The following is a 17030-nucleotide window of genomic DNA, read 5'->3' as shown; positions in this document are numbered from 1 at the left end:
TTTTTTTCAATTACTATGACAAATTTTTTCAAAATACTAACGTTCAGCCTTTTTGCATTCGGGCTGTTCTCTTGTACCAAAGATCAACTCGACATCGGAGATATCGATGCGCACTTACCAGCAACCAAAACACAGATCGCCAACGCGACTATTCTTAAAAGTAGTCCTTGGTTTACGGAGTCTGCCTCTGCAAACGAGGAAGTTTTCAAAGACCTAAAGCTGACTTTCGAAGCCGAAGCCCACAATAAAGGCGGCGCACTGAAAGCGGAAAACATGGAAGAAGGGATCTTTGGCGACAGCTGGTTGTTCGACAAAGAAAGTGCCGTGGATCTATTGTTGAAAGGGGATTTCAGTACTGCGAAAATCTCGGAAATCGCCGAGGAAAGCTTAACACTTACTTTCGAATATGGTGGCAAAGAAACCACTTTGGTGATGAACCATGAAGGTGGTGAGGAAACACCTGACGAAGACGAAGCAACAGAAGAGCAAATTGAAGTGGCGACCAACATTGCCCACAAATGGCAGGTGAACAGAATCGTTGATGGCGATATGGCACTGAAAGATTTGGTATTCACTTTCACGGCTGATGAGAACAGTCTGGGTGGTACAATCACTGTCGAAGGCGATGATTTCAACGGTCTGATGGCCGATAAATGGGAATTCGACGGCGATAGCCATAGCACCATCATTGTCGGTGGAACGATCGAGGAGATGAACATCATTGAAGCCGAAGACGGAACATTAAGCGTAGATTTCACCAACGGAAATGACGCTTACGAAATGGAATTCAAGCACTGGGTAGAAAAAATGGACAGCGATCTTTATGTTACGGCTGATGGTGCTGGACTGATGAACGGTGAAGATTTTGATAATGCCTTGGCTGCCAACAAAGAGAATGGACTGCAAGAAGCTTACGACATGCTGCCTGCAGGATTTACATTGTATATCGGTGGTGGAAACTACGATGTGGTACAGCATTTGGAGATCCTTGAAGGTAACAAGAACATCGTAGGGGTGGATAATGGCGATGGATTCCCTGTTTTTGTGGGTCCTCGTTCTTTTGGCGGTGAAAGTGAAGATGTTTTCATTCAGTTAGAAGCAAGTGATGTAACAATTTCCTTCCTGAACATTAAAAAGTACTACCGTGCAATAAAAATGGGCGATGAAGGAAGTAAGTACATGAATACGACCTTAAGAGGTTTGCATTTCGAGGAGGTCTTCCAGGCTATTTTCTTAACAGATGTTACAGGTTTATCGATGGACGAAATAACAGTAGTGAGCCATGGGAAAAACGGTATCCGTATCGAAGATGCTTCTGATATTAACCTTGACAGGGTGTCTGTTACGGGTTCAAAAGCAGCATTTGATTTGGAAGATGATAGTCAAGAAGGTTTGAAGTTTGTGAACTGCTCAAATGTAGTAATGACTGAGATCACAAGTACGCATAACCACCATGAGCGTAGTGGCGATTGGAATGGTCATGGTATTGATATCGATGAAAATTGTGCTAATGTATCCATTACTGGGGCAATTCTTTCTGACAATACGGGCCAGGGGTTAAATATTGCTGCTGCTGGCGCTTCATTGGAGAATATTGTTTCCATAAGAAATAGAGAGAACTTCTCGATCAAGGGTTATGGAACGACAAACATGGTGAATTGTGCCTCTTTGTATGCCAAAAATCACCGTGGCGAAGGGCAGTTGTATGGTGTTCGTGTGGGCCAAGGACGTGGTGCGCAGCCGATCATTGTAAACATGACCAATTGTACATTGTATAATTCAGGTGATTACTGGGGTTCTGAGGCGCGTATTGAGCAGCAATCAACGGTAACAATGACTGATTGTATCATTGCAAAAAATATCGGTAGCCGCGTGATGACCGATACGAAGCAGGATGCTGAATTCATTTTCGATGGCACGATCTTGTCTAATGCGAATAATGCAGAAGATGGTTCAGATGCAGTGCCTAATTTCAATAATGATGATGCAGAATGGAACGGTCAAGGAGATGCTTTCAACTCTCAAGTGTACCCAACAAAAGGCTTTCGCCAAAACTAATTTGTAGATAAAGTATAAAGTCCGAATGAAATATAAAAGGCCTGGAGGGAAACTTCAGGCCTTTTTCTATGCCCTAAATTTTTTTATTCATTCCTTAAAAATCATCAGAAGATAAGGTTGCTGCGATGGACGACGGCAAAGGGGAAAGACGTAACAATAGCGGTGCCATAACCTTTGTGCTTTTTTCTTTGGTGGGACATGTCTTCAGTACCCATTTGAAATTAAAAGCCAACCTGCTTCAGCGTTTTTTTGGCGGTTAGGGCAGGGGCGCTTCTTTGGTAAATTCGGAGTTGCGATCAGCAGGGGGCGCCTTGTTTTACAAAATACCCGCTATTTTTCCCATCAGCATATAGGGTTTTTGTCTTTTAAGGGATTACAGTAGTGAGGTCATCAGGTGATGAAGGTTTCTCGATACTATTTTGAAGATGGTGAAGAATTTTTTTAGTTGTTTATTTGTATGCACATTACTGATTAGCTGTAGTAATTATACAGAAAAATCAGATAGTGATCACAATATTTATGTTAGTCCGTTAGGTGCAGGAGATCAGTCGGGAGCAGATGCGAAAAATGCGATTGCCCTGACCGACCAACAGGTTTTCAGTACGCTTTGGCAGGACTTGCAGGCAGGTGATACCCTTTTTTTAGGGGCAGGAATTTATGAAATCCCTGAAGGGATTATCCTGAACAGTGGTGGTACAGCCACGGCGCCCAAAGTGCTGATGGGCGAAGCTCACGGCGGAAAAAATATGGTCATTTTCAAGGGACCCTGGCAATGGACGGATCAGCAGCGTACAAGCGCGATTAAAGTGGCAAAAGGGGTCAGTAACTGGGTCATTGCACAGTTAAATATCAAGCACTTTTATTATGGAGTGGAAACCACTGGTCAGCATGAAAATATTCAGATGAATCACCTTTTGGTGGATCATATGAATGACGGTATTTTATTGCTCGGAGGCGCAACAACGCAAGCGCCTTTGGCGGGAACAAAAAATGTACAAATTACAGACTGCCAGTTTACCCACTATTCCAAGCGTGGAATTCGCATTAAAGGGGGTAACAATAAGGTGGTGATCAGGGATTGCGATGCCGATCAGGGCGGAGAGGCTTACTGGTATGAGGGCAACTTTCCGATGAGTTATCAGGTGTCGGACAATCGCCAGTCGGAAAAAATCATCGACCGTGACATTCAGTTTATCAATGTCAGTGGAGGGAATAATTTCCATAAAACCAAAAGCAAAGCACTGAAAGGTTATTGGAATGCAGATGGCTTTACGGCGGAACGCCACGCCAGGGATATTCAGTACATCAATTGTGTGGCTTACAATAATACTGATGGCGGATGGGATGATAAGTCGCCCAACCCTGTGCTCAAAAACTGCAAAGCCATTAACAATAAAAGAAGTTACCGATTCTGGGCTTTTGAAGCCGCTAAATTATACAATTGCTTGAGCATCTACCCAACACTTTTTGGTGGGGTGGGCGACAGCTACGCCGTATGGGCAGGCAAAGAAGCCCGACTGGAACTTTACAATTGCACCCTGTTCAACAGTCAGCATGAGGAAATTGGCGCCGAAGGTGGAACAGTGGTCCTGAAGGATTGCATTATTGCCAATGACCGTTCCGACAGACCGCTCACCGTGGAGCGTTTCGGAGGGAAGGTGATCATGGACGAGTCCAATGTAACATTCAGCAATGGCACCGAAGGGGAGGACCCAAAGTTCAATGACCCCGCTTTGCAAAAGTGGTACGAACTGACCGATCAGTTTAATAGCAAGACGTTCAAAGGGGCCAAAGGCTATCATTTCCCCAATAAAAAAGCATCGACATAACACTACATAATACAATTTAGATGAAGACGAACATTTTTTACATATTGGCATTTTTCTTTGCCCTTCCTTTGGCCTCGCAGGCGCAAGAAGTGAATGGAGAGGTAAATTGGTCATTTTTGGACATGAACCTCCCGATGGAGGAGCGAGTAGATATTTTGGTAAATCAGATGACTTTGAAAGAGAAAACAAGTCAGATGATTTATACCTCTCCAGCCATCTCAAGGCTGAAAGTTCCTGAATATAACTGGTGGAATGAGTCTTTGCATGGGGTAGCCCGTGCAGGTTATGCGACCGTTTTTCCGCAGTCAATTACGGTGGCAGCAGCATGGAATGAAGCGTTGGTGAAGGAAGTGGCAACGGCAATTTCTGATGAGGCACGCGCAAAACACCACGAGTTTGTACGTGGAAATCAGCGTGGCATTTATCAGGGCTTGAACATGTGGTCACCGAATGTGAATATTTTCCGCGACCCTCGCTGGGGCCGTGGTCATGAGACTTACGGGGAAGATCCATACCTGACCAGCCGCCTGGGCTATCAGTATGTTACGGGCCTTCAGGGCGACGATGACAAATACCTGAAGTTGGTGGCGACTGCCAAGCACTATGCCGTGCATTCAGGTCCAGAAAAATTGCGTCATGAGTTTGATGCCAACGTTTCTGATCGTGATTTGTACGAAACCTATTTGCCCGCTTTCAAAACGTTGGTGAAAGATGCCAAGGTGTATTCTGTAATGGGAGCCTATAACCTGTTCCGCGGAAAGCCTTGTTGCGCCAACCCTTACCTGCACAGTATTTTGCGTGACGACTGGGGATTTGATGGTTATATCGTCTCTGATTGTTGGGCAGTGCGTGATTTCTATACCCATCAACCAACAGCCAAAGATGCCGCAGAGGCGTCAGCAATCGCAGTGCGTAATGGCACCAACCTGAATTGTGGTAGTGCTTATGCGCATTTGGATGAAGCCATCGAGCGTGGTTTGTTAAACGAGGAAGATATTAATATTTCTGTAAAGCGTATCTTCTTGGCACGTTTCAAAATGGGGATGTTCGATGAGGCCGACAGCTATGCCTATGGCCGCATTCCTTACAGCGTAAATTGTTCTGATGAGCACAACGGATTGTCGAGAAAAGCCGCACAGGAAAGTATTATTTTGCTGAAAAATCAGGCGCAGACTTTACCGCTGAAAAAGAATCTGAAGAAAATTGCAGTCATTGGCCCGAATGCCGATAACTGGGAAGCACTGGTAGGGAATTACCACGGGTTGCCAAAAAATCCGATCACCGTTTTAGAAGGTATAAAAAATAAAGTAGGCCACGATGTAGAGGTCGCTTATGCGGAAGGAAGTCACCTTGCTGAAGGGATTTCGAACCTGACTGTTATTCCTTCGGCCTATTTCCAAACCGAAGACGGTCAGCAAGGAATTACAGGCGAGTATTTTAATAACAGAGATTGGTCGGGAGCGCCTTTGTACACTCGTAAAGACGATAATATCGATTTTTATTGGGAGCAAAATCCTCCTTCTTCCAAAATGGAAGATGACAACTATTCTGTAAAATGGACGGGCTATTTGGTGCCACCTACCACGGGCGATTACCGTATTGGCGTGTGGTCAATGCCAAAGGTGATTTTGGAGCTTGATGGCGAAGAGATTTTCAAGGCAGGAAACCCTCACCACGCTTCATATCTGGAAGAAAAAGTTCACCTGCAGGCGGGAAAAAGATATAAAGTAACCTATTTCTATTCTAATCACACTGGTGATGGCGATGCTAAAATGTTATGGTCAATGCCAAACGATCAGCAACTCGAGCAGGCCGTAGCGTTGGCAGAATCTTCGGATGTTGCCGTGGTGGTATTGGGCTTGTCGCAACGCCTCGAAGGGGAAGAAGGCAGTAACATGCCTAAAGGCCTTGAAGGTTTTGAAGAGGGCGACCGTACGCACCTGAAATTGCCTCAACAACAGCAGGAATTGCTGAAAGCGGTACAGGCAACGGGCAAACCTACCGTTTTGGTACTGATGACCGGTAGTGCGGTGGCCATTAACTGGGCGCAGGAAAATGTGCCGGCGATCATGCAAGCGGGTTACCCTGGACAGCAGGGAGGAAATGCCATTGCCGATGTGCTTTTTGGCGATTACAATCCTGCCGGACGTTTGCCGGTTACTTATTATAAGTCGGTGGATCAATTGCCTGCTTTTACCAATTATGATATGCAAGGCAGAACGTACCGCTACTTCAAAGGCGATGCGCTTTATGATTTCGGTTTTGGCCTGAGCTATACCAATTTCGAGTATTCTGACCTGAAAGTGGCCAACAAAATCACCAACGGTTCGACAGTAGCTGTGGAAGTTACCGTAACCAACACAGGAGCGATGGATGGCGACGAGGTTGTTCAGCTTTATTTAACAGACAAAAAGGCCTCGACCCTCAGACCTATCCGACAGTTGGCGGCATTCGAGAGAATCCATCTGAAAAAAGGCGCAAGCCAGGTGGTGAAATTCTCCCTGACCCCCGAACAATTCTCGATGATCAATAAAAAAGGTGATCGTGTGGTAGAGCCTGGAACATTCACCATTAATGTGGGCGGAAGACAACCTTCTACTACGGGGGCAACTTCTGGCAGTGTACAAACAAGCACCCGCATTGTTGGGAAGTTGTTAAAAATTGAAAAATAAAGATTAATTGAACTGATATCAATAAGTGCCCAATACTGCATTGGGCACGACCATATTTTTTGTTTTTATGAAAAGATTTTTTTCCATACTAATGTTAATCGTGCTGCAGGTAGCAAGCACGTATGCGCAAGGTATTGATTACCCGCGCCATGAGTATCCGCGTCCACAATTCGAGCGCGAGCTTTGGATGAACCTCAATGGAAAGTGGACCTATAAATTTGATTTTAATAAAGAGGGATTGTCAAAAAATTACGCTTCGGCTAAAGGTTTTGATAAAGAAATTACGGTACCATTCGCACCAGAATCTAAACTTTCAGGGGTGGAGTACAAAGATTTCATTCCTGCGATGTGGTATCACCGCAAAATCAAGCCGGAAGCTTCGTGGAGAGGACAAGATGTGTTGTTGAACTTTGGAGCCGTAGATTATTACTGTCAGGTATTCATCAACGGTCAGTTGGTAGGTAAACACTGGGGAGGATCCACCTCTTTCTCTATGGATATTTCCAACTTTGTTACTTTGGGTGAAGAAGCTGATTTGGTGGTTTATGTAGAGGACGATACCCGTTCTAAACTTCAAGCTACTGGAAAGCAGTGCCATGATAAAGACTCTCGCGGTTGTTTTTATTCTCGTACCACAGGCATCTGGCAGACGGTTTGGATGGAGCCGGTTTACCGTCATGCTTTGAACAAAGTACAGATCATCCCTGATTTGGATAATAAGCAGTTTGTGTTCCGTCCGACTTACCGCAATTTGCAGGCAGGTACCAAGTTGCGTATCCGTGTGCGTGAAGATAAAAGAATTGTTGGCGAAGGTACATTTGCTGCTTCTGATGCTGGTTTTTGTGTGATTCCTCTGCGTTTCCCAAAAACGTGGAGTCCTGAAAATCCATTCTTGTATGAAGTATATTTCGACTTGTTTGATGCCGACGGCAAGCAAATTGATAATGTGTTCTCTTATGCGGGAATGCGTAAGGTACATATTGAAGGCAACCGTGTTTTCCTGAACAATGAGCTGTATTATCAGCGTTTGGTATTGGATCAAGGATTTTATCCTGATGGTGGATGGACTGCTCCTTCTGATGATGAACTGAAAGCAGATATTCAAAGAGGGAAATTGGCTGGATTTAATGGCGCACGTATGCACCAAAAAGTATTTGAGCAACGCTATTTGCACTGGGCGGCACGCCTCGGATATTTGGTTTGGGGAGAGTCCGCAAACTGGGGAATGGACAACAGCAACGAAGCGGCAGTGAGAAATTTCTTGTCGGAATGGACTTCGATTGTGGAGCGTGATATCAACGAGCCAGCGATTGTAGCTTGGACACCATTCAACGAAACTTGGCGACCAAAAAATCTGGAGATTCAGTCGAGAATGCAGGATGATGTTTACGACCTGACCAAAGCTTTGGACCCAACACGCCCTGTCGTTACGGCAAGTGGTGGAATTCATGCTGAGAAAGAAGATGTTTATGCCGAGCATACTTACAAGCAAGACCCGATGGAGTTGTACAATCAGCTGAGCAAATCGGAGCGCGGGGTATATATCAAGCATGAGGAAAGTGCCGATTATGCTGGTCAGCCATATATGGTGGATGAGTTCGGTGGTATCCGCTGGTTGCACAACCAACAAAACGAAGGCGTAGCCAAAAGCGCCACTTCCTGGGGATACGGAACGCCGCCGCAAACCAAAGAAGAATTCTATAAGCGTCTGGAAGATCAGGTGAATGTAATCCTTTCCCTTGACAATATCTGGGGATTCTGTTACACGCAGCTGACGGATGTGGAACAAGAGCAAAATGGTTTATTCTCTTATGACCGTGAGTCGAAATTTGATTTGGAAAAGTTGAATAAGATTTTCAGTAAAAGTAGAGAAGAAGCGAAGAAAGAAGTTGAAAAAATGTTGAAGGACAATTCAAATGCTTTAGGAAAGTAAGTAATTTGTAAATTGGCTGGGATTACTTACAGCCCTCATTAGTTCAAGCGTCTCGCTTGGACTAATGTTGAAATGGGTTTATCGAATATTTTTGTGCCTATCGGTACGGACGTTGCACGCAGCGACCCTACATAGCAGTAATCCCCATTTTTTTTCATCAATAATACAAATCAACCATGCTGAAATTTTCTACATTATTTATCGCTTTTTTATTGATATTCGCTACTGCATTTGCGGATATTCCTACGCCGTATAAAACCTTTACGCTACGGAATAGCCAACAGATGGAGATGACCGTTACCAACCTCGGCGGACGAATCATGAACCTGAAAGTTCCCAATGCGCAGGGGGTACCGACGAATGTGGTTGTTGGTTTCGATCAGGCGGCCCAATATTTAAGCTCCACGGAGCCTTATTTCGGTGCACTGATAGGCCGTGTTGGCAATCGGATCGCCAAAGGACAGTTTACCGTCGATGGGCAGCAGTTTCAGTTACCCATCAATAATGGAGAAAACAGTTTGCATGGTGGTTTGCAAGGTTTTCAAAACCTGACCTGGGAGGCTACTCAGGTTAATGAATCTACCCTTGAACTGCACCTTACACATCCTGATGGTGCGGAAGGTTTTCAGGGAAACATGGAGGTGAAAGTTACTTACACCCTTACCGAGGAGAATGCACTGGAAATTACCTATCATGCTACCGCCGATAAGGCGACCCCTTGTAACCTGACCAATCATGCTTTTTTCAACCTGAATGGGGAAGGCAGCGGCAGTATTTTAAACCATCGCTTGCGTATTCCTGCCAAGGAGTACACGCCCGTGGATGCTGGCCTGATTCCTCTTGGAAAGAACGCCAAAGTGAAAGGGACCCCTTTCGATTTTACTGAAGCTAAAACCATCGGTCGCGATATCGAGCAAAAAAACGATCAACTGACCAACGGAATGGGCTATGACCATAACTTTTTTTTAAAGAAAAAGAAGGGCAAACTGACCAAGATGGCTGAGGTTATGGGCGATAAAAGTGGCATTGTGATGGAAGTGTTCTCCACTGAAAGGTGCCTGCAATTTTATAGTGGCAACTTCATGGAAAGTAAAAACACTTTTGCCAGTGGTGCCAAGGATGATTTTAGAACGGCCTTTTGCCTCGAAACTCAGGAGTTTCCTGATGCGGTAAATCAACCGAACTTCAAGGCTTTTATCCTGACGCCAGGGAAAGTTTACTCCTCAAAATCGATTTACAAATTTAGGGTCAAATAAATCATGATAAAATCTGCCCTCGGCATTGCCGCTTTTCTGTTGTTAGTTTCCTGCTCCCCAAAAGTGCCCAATTACCCTGAACAGCTCATGAACATGGTCAATTGGGAGGAGCCCATTTATCAGGCCAATTTTGCCAACAGGCTGGAGCTGAAAAACTGGGAACTCGAAGGCGGGAAATCCATGGAAATTAAAAACAAAGCCTTATGCCTGGAAAGTGAATCACGGCCAGATCCGAGCTCCCTGTCGGGTAACCATATGGTGGCCTGGCTGAAGCCGGAAATGCCCGCAGACTTTTTCCTCACTTATCGCTTCCGTCCGGAAAACAAGCAGGAAGGCCTGGCAATTTTGTTCTTCAATGCACGGGGCGTCAATGGCAGTTCAATATTTGACAAGCAACTTAAAAAGCGAGCGGGCTATTTCCCCGACTATCACAGCGGAGACCTGAACAATTATCATATCTCCTATTGGAGTGGAAAACGGCAGGGCGCCAACCTGAGGAAAAATCATGGTTTTCATTTAGTGGCACAAGGCAACGACCCGATCTCCACTGACAGCACCGATCGCTTTCACCGCATCGGATTGCTGAAAAAAGGAAAAAATATCAGCCTGTTCGTCGATGGCGTGGAAACGCTTCAGTACGAAGACGATGGTGCTGTAGGAGGCCGAGCGATCACCCAACCGGGCTGGATCGGGCTCCGGCAAATGGATCATACCCATTTTGCAGAATACAAAGATTTAGCAGTGTATCCGCTGAAATAATGGCGGATAATTTTTGAGCAATATTTTAGACTGATTGATATGATGAAGAAGGTATTATTTTTTGTAGCGTGCCTATTGGCCTGCAACAGCCTGATGGCGGAAGACCTGATGGTCAATTCCCCAAACAAAAAAATGCGTTTCACCTTGCACACTGGCAAAACGCTTAAATTTTCTGTCCGTGCTTTCGGGCGTGCAGCTATCGACCCTACAAAAATTGATTTGCAGGTAGATGGGAAATATCTTGGGGCAGGGGCGAAAATCGCCAACTCCAGCATTAAGGAACATCAACTTTCGGAAACCCCAGTGGTGCCCGTAAAATTCGAAACGGTCGATAATCATTACAATGAGCTGACCGTGAAATTCAAAAGTGGTATTCAGCTGATTGCTCGCGCCTATGACGCCGGTGTAGCTTACCGTTTTGTGTTGGATAAAAAAGGAAGCGTGATCATTAACAATGAGGTTTTTGACTTTACTTTACCAGGAAACCCAAAGGTGTTTTTCCCTACGGAAGAAAGCCTGATCTCACATTATGAGCGCTACTATGAGGTGTTCAACATGAAGAATATTTTGGCAGGAACCTTCTGTTCGTTGCCCATGCTGAACATTGTAGCGGGAGATTTACACGTAGGACTTACCGAAGCGGATTTATTCGACTATCCACACCTGTTCCTTGAATCCAATGGTAAAGGACAGCTTGTTTCAAAATTCCCACATGTTGTAAAAGCTACCGTGGCAGAAAAAGGGGAGCTTGGCGACCGCAACGAAATCATTACTGAAGAAGCGGACTATATCGCCAAAACGGCAGGAAAGCGTTCCTTCCCTTGGCGTGTATTTCCTATTGCTGAAGAAGCCGGCGACTTGATCGAGGGTAACTTGGTGTACAAACTTTCTACTCCTTCAAAAATCAAAGATACCTCATGGATCAAGCCGGGAAAAGTTGCCTGGGACTGGTGGAATGCCAATAACCTTTACGGGGTAGATTTCAAAGCCGGGCTGAACAATGAAACGTACAAGTATTATATCGATTTTGCGGCCAATAACAATATCCCTTATGTAATTTTGGATGAAGGATGGACCAAGTCAACGACCAATATTAAAGAATATGCCAAAGATATCAATGTAGAAGAATTGGTGAAATATGGTAATGAGCGTGGCGTAGGACTGATCCTTTGGGCGCTATGGGGACCGTTGAATGAGGACATCGCCGGTACCTTGGATTTGTATGAAAAATGGGGTGTTAAGGGAATCAAGATTGATTTCATGCAGCGTGCAGATCAGGATATGGTGAATTTCTACGAAGAGGTAGCGGTATTGGCTGCTGAGCGTCATTTGTTGGTAGATTACCACGGTGCTTTCAAACCAACAGGGATGGAAAAAACCTACCCGAACATCGTGAACTACGAAGGGGTAAAAGGTTTAGAAAATAATAAGTGGAGTGATGAAGTTACGCCAACACACAACGTTACTTTGCCATTTACACGTATGCTCGCTGGTCCTTTGGATTATACTCCTGGAGCGATGGACAATGCCCACGCACAAAACTATATGATCCGTTTTGACCGCCCAATGGCCATTGGAACACGTGCCCATCAGGCGGCTATGTTTGTGGTTTACGAAGCGCCTTTGCAAATGATGGCCGACAGCCCAAGCAACTATGAGCGTGAGCAAAAATTCACTTCATTCATTGCTCAAATGCCAACGACGTGGGACGAAACGAAAGTAATTTCTGGAGAGGTAGGTGAGCACATCATCATCGCTCGTCGCCACGGAAACGATTGGTTCTTGGCAGGAATGACCGGCGCTGAAGGCATGGAAACAGCCGTTGCATTGGACTTCCTGAAGGATGGTCAATACGAAGCGGAAATCTTGACGGACGGACCAAATGCCGAAATGGCTGCCATCGATTATTTGCTGAAAACAAAGTCAGTGAGCAAAGCTGATGAGTTGAACATCAAGATGGTTAATGGCGGTGGTTTTGCCGTGATTTTCCATAAGAAATAATATCCCGTTTTGGGTAGGGTCAGACCTATGTGTCTGACCTGAATAGTTATTTTTAGTCCCCCACTTTTTGATCAGTCCATATATATGAAGAAGATATTTTTAAGCCTTGCCTTGGTGCTGGCCTTGACAAAAATCAATGTTTTTGCACAGACCGATAGCGACCGCGTCAATCAGCTGATGGAGCAGATGACCATCGACGAGAAGCTTGGGCAAATGACCCAAATCTGCCTGAGTACCATCACCCTTGACGGAAACAAAACCCTCGACCTGAATGTCGATTTGTTTCGGGATGCTATTCTGAAATACCACGTCGGCTCATTTTTGAGTGGTAGTGATAAAGCCGAGCGCTGGGTAGATTTTGTTGGGGGAATTCAGCAAGTAGCCCTTGATGAAAGTCGTTTGGGGATTCCGTTGATCCTCGGAATTGACCACGTGCATGGTGCCAACTATGTGAACGAAGGAACGATATTTCCGCATAATCTCGCTTTAGCGTCTTCTTTCAATACCGAATTGGCGAAACAGGGCGCGATTGTTACACGTGAAGAAACAGCCGCTTTGGGCTTGAGCTGGAACTTTGCTCCCGTGCTCGATTTGGGGAAAAACAGCCGTTGGCCTCGCTTGTATGAAACCTTTGGAGAGGATCCTGTGGTGTGTTCAAAGATGGGTGTAGCCACGATCGAAGGTTTGGAAGAAAAGCGCGAGGGCATGTCTTTGGCCGCTTGTGCGAAACACTTTGTGGGCTATTCTGATCCATATAACGGGTGGGATCGTACGCCGGCCGAAATCCCGATGCAGACGCTTTGGGAACAGTATTTACCTTCTTTCAAAGCGGGTTTTGATGCAGGCGTAAAGACAGTGATGTTGAACAGTGGGGAATTGAACGGCATGGCGGTTCATGCGTCCAAAGAAATTGTTACCGACCTTTTGCGTGACCAAATGGGCTTCGAAGGTGTGGTGGTAACCGATATTGTCGATATCGAAAAGCTGATCAAAATGCACCATGCGGCAGATAATTTGAAGGATGCTGTATTGTTGAGTTTGAATGCAGGCATTGATATGTATATGGCTTGCAGTGATTTTGAGTTCATTGATGTAACCAAGGAGTTGTTGGCCGAAGGCAAGATCACGGAAGATCGAATCAATGTTTCTGTTCGTCGTATCTTGAACTTGAAAGAAGATTTGGGCTTGTTCGAACATGCGTTGCCTAATAAAAAAGAAATCAATACGATCGGAACGGCTGACAACAAAGCGGTAGCGATTGCTGCGGCAGAAGAGACGGTTGTTTTGTTGAAAAATAAAGAAAACGTTTTGCCACTGAAGCAGTCGATCAAAAACATATTGGTGACTGGTTTTGCGGCCAATTCCAAACACCAATTGACTGGCGCCTGGACAATGGAATGGTTGGGGCAACCTGACGAAAGCATGCACCCTTCGGAAATGAATACCCTTTTCACCGCTTTGAAAAAGGATTTCCCTAAAGCCAATATCATCTTGGTGGATGAGCAAGATACCAAAGCATTGAACAAGGCGGCCAAGAAAGCCGATGCCATTATCGTAACGGCAGGTGAGCAGCCATACAGCGAGTTTAAGGGCAATACAATGACCTTGGCGATGGACAAAAAACAGCAGCGATTGATCGAAGATCTTTCCGCTTTCAATAAGCCGACCGTCTTGGTGATGTTGGAAAGTCGTCCACAAATCATCACAGATGTGGAGCCATTGGCTGATGCAATTATGTTCGTGTGTTCGCCTGGCTACGGCGGTGGAGATGCCCTTTCGGGAGTGATTTCCGGTCGTGTGAATCCAAGTGGAAAACTGCCTTTCTCTTATCCAAAATACGATGGCACCGTGATGCCTTACTATTATAAACATTCGACACAGGCGGCCATCGATCGTCTTGGTGAATCACCGTTTTTGTATCCTTTCGGTCATGGACTTTCTTACAGCGATTTCCAATACAGCGACCTCAAAATCTCCGGTGAGCAGATGACGCTTGGGCAGGAAATCACGGCTTCGGTAACGGTGAGTAACCCGAGTGAGAGAGATGGGAAAGAGGCTGTTTTGTGGTTTTTGACTGATGAGATCGGGGTAAATCCTCGTCCGGTAAAACAGCTTTTTGACTTTGAGAAAAAGACGATCAAAGCCAATGGCAGTCAGACTTTCAGCATTAAAATCAAAGCGAATGACTTGAATTATCCTGATGCCAACGGTAAACCTGTTTATGAATCCGGCTACTACACTTTGAAAATAGGCGACCAATCGGTGCGCTTCTATTTATCTGTTGATCAAAACACACTATAAAATGAGAATTGTATTTTTTGTAGCTTTATGGCTATGTAGCGTAGGTGTAAAAGCGCAGTCATGGATCCAAAGTTCAGACAAAGAACTGATTTTAGATAACGGATTGGTGCACCGAGTGATCTCTTTTGAGGATAACAAAATCGCATCGACAGAATTATCTCTGCATGGGGATACGACCAATTTTTTGATTGATACCTCCAAGGAATTTTCGTTTTTATTAAACGGAGAAATGATTGATGGTCAATCAGGTTGGGCGGTGAAGGACATCGTCAAATTTGAAATGCCCCAGCAGGGGCAGGCCGTTGCAGTAGCTTTGAAAAGTACCTTTCAGGAGGATCTTTTCTTGAAGGTGAACTATGTGCTATACCCTGAATTGCCAATTATTCGCAAGTGGGTAGAAATCAAGAATACTTCGCTAAACGACCTTCAGGTGGATGCCTTGCAGATTGAGGACCTTCAAACAATCCTTAATTTTGAGTGTACTTTCACCCTGCATAATTATGCGCGAATGAAAAACATCGGTCGTTTTGTAGGTAATTGGGACGATCCGGTTTGTGTGGTGCATGATATTGAGTTGCGTAAAGGAATGGCTTTGGGGAATGAGGCGATTGGTGTGTTGAAGCGCACGGCTTATCATACTGAAGGCAATACCAATGATGTTCAGATTGGATTGACGACGGACAAAGAAGATTTCCCGTTCCGTAAATATGTAGCGGCTGAGGAGAACTTCGTCAGCCCGAAAACTTTCATCGCTTTGTATAACAACCGTGCGGATGGCTTTGAGGTCGTTAATGAGGAAGTCAATCGTTTTGTTACTTTGCACATGAACCCACGCATTGTACAATTAAAAGATAAGCCTACTTTCGTTTACAATACCTGGTACCCTTTCCGTACTTTCGTTTCGGATACTTTGGTGCAGTCGGTGGCGGATGCTGCCGCCAAATGTGGTTTGCAGGAACTGATTATTGATGATGGCTGGCAGGTGAATTACCGTGGTGAAACTTCTGAAAAAGACTGGGGTGGAAATTATGGCGACTGGCTGGTGGATGAGCATAAATTTAAAGGTGGATTGAAGCCAACGTTTGATTATATCAAAGAGAAAAACATGAAGCCTGGTCTTTGGATTTCCATTGCTTCGGCAACAGGCGATGCGCAGGTTTTTCAGCAGCATCCGGAGTGGTTCGTGGTCGATAAAGATGGCAATTATGGTAACCTGCACTTTGAGGACAAAGACGGAACAGGAGATTTCTATTCTGCCTCTTTCGGTACCGATTGGTATGATTATATCAAAGGCAAGATTGTTGGTTTGGTCAAAGAACACGGTTTGGAATATGCCAAATTGGACCTTGCCGTGGTAACGAGTCCATACATTAACAATGATGAGAATTCGGGTTCTTATGCCAAAGATCATCCATTGTATAAAGATCAAAAAGCATCTTATTATGTGATGTATGAGCGTCTTTTACAATTATTTGATGAGCTTCATGAGGAGGCCCCTGAGTTGTTCATTGACTGTACATTTGAAACCGCCGGCAAGTTCCACATGATGGATTATGCCATTGCTCAGCATGCGGAAGGCAACTGGTTGTCCAACTTTGAAGACCCACAGCCATTCGGTGCTTTGCGTGTCCGTCAGATGGCTTGGTGGCGTTCGCCGGCAGTGCCTGCAGCCTCCTTGGTGATCGGTAACCTGCCGATGGATGACCCTAATTTTGAGTTGGGCTTGAAATCGTTGATTGGTACTTTGCCAATTGTGCTCGGAGATCCACGACTATTGTCAGAGGACAAAGCCAAGCAAATGAAAACATGGTCAGACTGGATGAAAAACATGCAGGAAAAGTATGACTACATGAGTTTCCGTAAGGATTTGCCTGGTTTCTATGAGCCACGTGAAGGCGCATGGGATGGCTGGCAGCGCATCAATTTTGCCAAGCAGTCTGGTGGTTTGGTGGGTGTATTCCGTCAGGGGGCCCTGGAAAGCGAAAGACAGGTTTTTGTTACTGACCTGAAAGCTGATCAGCAATATGTAGTACGTCAGGCACCTACAGGTAAAAAAATACTGAAGGCAACAGGAAAATCATTAATGGAGCGGGGATTCAGGGTGAAAATCGATGAATCTCATGGCGGTGAAATTTTTGAAATTCAGCAATTATAAGTTTAACTTTATGTGTGTTTGAGATTTAATTATTTGTGACCTTAATTATTCGATTGGTGAGAAGCT

General features: G+C 45.0%; 9 protein-coding genes. All 9 read left to right on the top strand.

The window, feature by feature from the left end:
• The first annotated feature begins 15 nt into the window (after positions 1-15).
• The 9 genes from AABK40_RS15735 (at position 16) to AABK40_RS15695 (ending at position 16964) form a co-directional block, all read left to right on the top strand.
• Positions 16-2058 carry a right-handed parallel beta-helix repeat-containing protein gene (locus AABK40_RS15735; RefSeq protein WP_338398083.1) on the top strand — a complete coding sequence of 681 codons (2043 nt, stop codon included), beginning with the start codon at positions 16-18 and terminating at the stop codon, positions 2056-2058.
• A gap of 425 nt (positions 2059-2483) precedes the next feature.
• Positions 2484-3887 (top strand): hypothetical protein, encoded by a 1404-nt coding sequence (locus AABK40_RS15730; RefSeq protein WP_338398082.1) that lies wholly within the window; start codon positions 2484-2486, stop codon positions 3885-3887.
• Between the two features lie 20 nt (positions 3888-3907).
• Positions 3908-6559 (top strand): glycoside hydrolase family 3 protein, encoded by a 2652-nt coding sequence (locus AABK40_RS15725; RefSeq protein WP_338398081.1) that lies wholly within the window; start codon positions 3908-3910, stop codon positions 6557-6559.
• A 67-nt stretch (positions 6560-6626) separates the two neighbouring features.
• On the top strand, positions 6627-8492 hold the full coding sequence (locus AABK40_RS15720) for a glycoside hydrolase family 2 protein (RefSeq protein WP_338398080.1): 1866 nt from the start codon (positions 6627-6629) through the stop codon (positions 8490-8492).
• A gap of 176 nt (positions 8493-8668) precedes the next feature.
• Positions 8669-9748, top strand: a complete 1080-nt coding sequence (locus AABK40_RS15715; protein ID WP_338398079.1) for an aldose epimerase family protein — start codon at positions 8669-8671, stop codon at positions 9746-9748.
• 3 nt (positions 9749-9751) lie between these two features.
• Positions 9752-10507 carry a DUF1961 family protein gene (locus tag AABK40_RS15710; RefSeq protein WP_338398078.1) on the top strand — a complete coding sequence of 252 codons (756 nt, stop codon included), beginning with the start codon at positions 9752-9754 and terminating at the stop codon, positions 10505-10507.
• Positions 10508-10546: 39 nt separating this feature from the next.
• Positions 10547-12508 carry a glycoside hydrolase family 97 protein gene (locus AABK40_RS15705; RefSeq protein ID WP_338398077.1) on the top strand — a complete coding sequence of 654 codons (1962 nt, stop codon included), beginning with the start codon at positions 10547-10549 and terminating at the stop codon, positions 12506-12508.
• Positions 12509-12592: 84 nt separating this feature from the next.
• Positions 12593-14809 carry a beta-glucosidase family protein gene (locus AABK40_RS15700; protein WP_338398076.1) on the top strand — a complete coding sequence of 739 codons (2217 nt, stop codon included), beginning with the start codon at positions 12593-12595 and terminating at the stop codon, positions 14807-14809.
• Between the two features lies 1 nt (position 14810).
• Positions 14811-16964 carry a glycoside hydrolase family 36 protein gene (locus AABK40_RS15695; RefSeq protein ID WP_338398075.1) on the top strand — a complete coding sequence of 718 codons (2154 nt, stop codon included), beginning with the start codon at positions 14811-14813 and terminating at the stop codon, positions 16962-16964.
• The last annotated feature ends 66 nt before the right edge of the window (positions 16965-17030 follow it).

It is taken from the genome of Persicobacter psychrovividus, from assembly GCF_036492425.1.
Classification (GTDB): Bacteria; Bacteroidota; Bacteroidia; order Cytophagales; family Cyclobacteriaceae; genus Persicobacter; species Persicobacter psychrovividus.
Note: the sequence above shows the minus strand (reverse complement) of the source record. Positions and strands in the feature narration are given on the sequence as shown.

Bases quoted from the DNA above. Each gene is read 5' to 3' on its own strand.
- AABK40_RS15720 (WP_338398080.1), top strand. From the start codon at position 6,627: ATGAAAAGATTTTTTTCCATACTAATGTTAATCGTGCTGCAGGTAGCA.
- AABK40_RS15695 (WP_338398075.1), top strand. From the start codon at position 14,811: ATGAGAATTGTATTTTTTGTAGCTTTATGGCTATGTAGCGTAGGTGTA.
- AABK40_RS15700 (WP_338398076.1), top strand. From the start codon at position 12,593: ATGAAGAAGATATTTTTAAGCCTTGCCTTGGTGCTGGCCTTGACAAAA.
- AABK40_RS15715 (WP_338398079.1), top strand. From the start codon at position 8,669: ATGCTGAAATTTTCTACATTATTTATCGCTTTTTTATTGATATTCGCT.
- AABK40_RS15710 (WP_338398078.1), top strand. From the start codon at position 9,752: ATGATAAAATCTGCCCTCGGCATTGCCGCTTTTCTGTTGTTAGTTTCC.
- AABK40_RS15730 (WP_338398082.1), top strand. From the start codon at position 2,484: ATGGTGAAGAATTTTTTTAGTTGTTTATTTGTATGCACATTACTGATT.
- AABK40_RS15725 (WP_338398081.1), top strand. From the start codon at position 3,908: ATGAAGACGAACATTTTTTACATATTGGCATTTTTCTTTGCCCTTCCT.
- AABK40_RS15735 (WP_338398083.1), top strand. From the start codon at position 16: ATGACAAATTTTTTCAAAATACTAACGTTCAGCCTTTTTGCATTCGGG.
- AABK40_RS15705 (WP_338398077.1), top strand. From the start codon at position 10,547: ATGATGAAGAAGGTATTATTTTTTGTAGCGTGCCTATTGGCCTGCAAC.